The 1196-nt window shown below is 65.1% G+C and carries 1 protein-coding gene and 1 pseudogene; both read left to right on the top strand.

The window, feature by feature from the left end; genetic code table 11:
- Positions 1 to 224 (top strand): annotated as a pseudogene (locus tag ACWDNU_RS46375) (hypothetical protein); the annotation flags it as partial.
- A 365-nt stretch (positions 225 to 589) separates the two neighbouring features.
- Positions 590 to 1196: hypothetical protein (locus tag ACWDNU_RS46370; protein WP_449673513.1), on the top strand; the 607-nt coding region annotated here is incomplete at its 3' end.

The raw sequence follows: 1196 nt of genomic DNA, 5'->3' as shown, positions 1-1196 counted from the left end.
TGCATCCGCACCGGACAACCCGGCTCCCCGCCTCCGGACCGACAGGACTGGGCCAAACCCGGCGACCGGGCGGAGCTGGCCCGGCACCTCGGGTGCCCGCGAGCACCTTCTGGGACGCCGAGCCCGAACACCAGGACTACCTGATCCGCTACCCCGACGGCTACACCTGCCACTTCCCCCGCCCCGGCTGGAAGCTCCCCAAGCGCGCCACCGCCGAGCAGTAGCCCGGTCACACTCCCGCCCGACATTGTTTTCCCGCCGACGCCCGCTCGGCGGCGCTGACGCGATTTCGCTCGAATGCCCGCGACGGCTCGAGCGAATTACTCGCTGTGCGGGGTCCGCGCAGGAAAACCGCATGTCGGGTGGGTCGTGTGAAATGATCACCTGTGTCGGCGTGACCGTGGCGCCGGATCGGAAGACTCATATCGGCGGTTTCGGCCGTCGCACAAGGTGAGGGGATGCGATTCGGATGACGTATGGACAGCAGCAACCCGGGTATCCACCGGCGGGGCCGAAACTCGGTGTCGGCGACGCCATCGGTTACGGGTGGGACAAATTCAAGAACAACGCGGTCGTGTGGATCGCGATCGTGCTGATCGCGTTCGTCATCCAGGTGGCGATCAACTTCCTGTTCGGCCTGGGGAACACGACCGATACCGATGCCGACGGTGGCATCAGCATCGGATTCGGAATCTGGCAGTTCATCGGGACCGTCGTCAGCGCCATCATCGGCTATTTGATCTCGGCCGCTTTCGTGCGCGGCGCGCTGCACGAAACCGATGGGCGGAAACCGGGATTCGGTGATTTCTTCCAGTTCACCAATGTGGGCGCGATCATCCTGGCCGGCATCCTGGTCGGTCTGGCGACCGGTATCGGTTTCGTGCTGTGCATCCTGCCGGGTCTGGTGATCGCGTTCTTCACCTGGTGGACGATGCAGTTCGTGATCGACCGGAACCAGGACGCGGTGACCGCGATCAAATCGAGTTTCTCGGCGATATCCAGTAATGCCGGACCGCTGCTGCTGCTGACGCTGGCGCTGTTCGGCATCAATATCGTCGGCGCGCTGCTGTGCGGCCTCGGCCTGCTGGTGACGATTCCGCTGACGATCATCGCCTCGACCTACGCCTACCGGGTGGTGACCGGCGGTCCGGTCGTCGGCGGGGCGACGGCTGTCGCCGATCCCGGCTATCCGCAGC

The organism is Amycolatopsis sp. NPDC003676 (assembly GCF_053587275.1).
The sequence above is the reverse complement of the archived record's forward strand: the minus strand, read 5'-3'. Positions and strand labels throughout refer to the sequence as shown.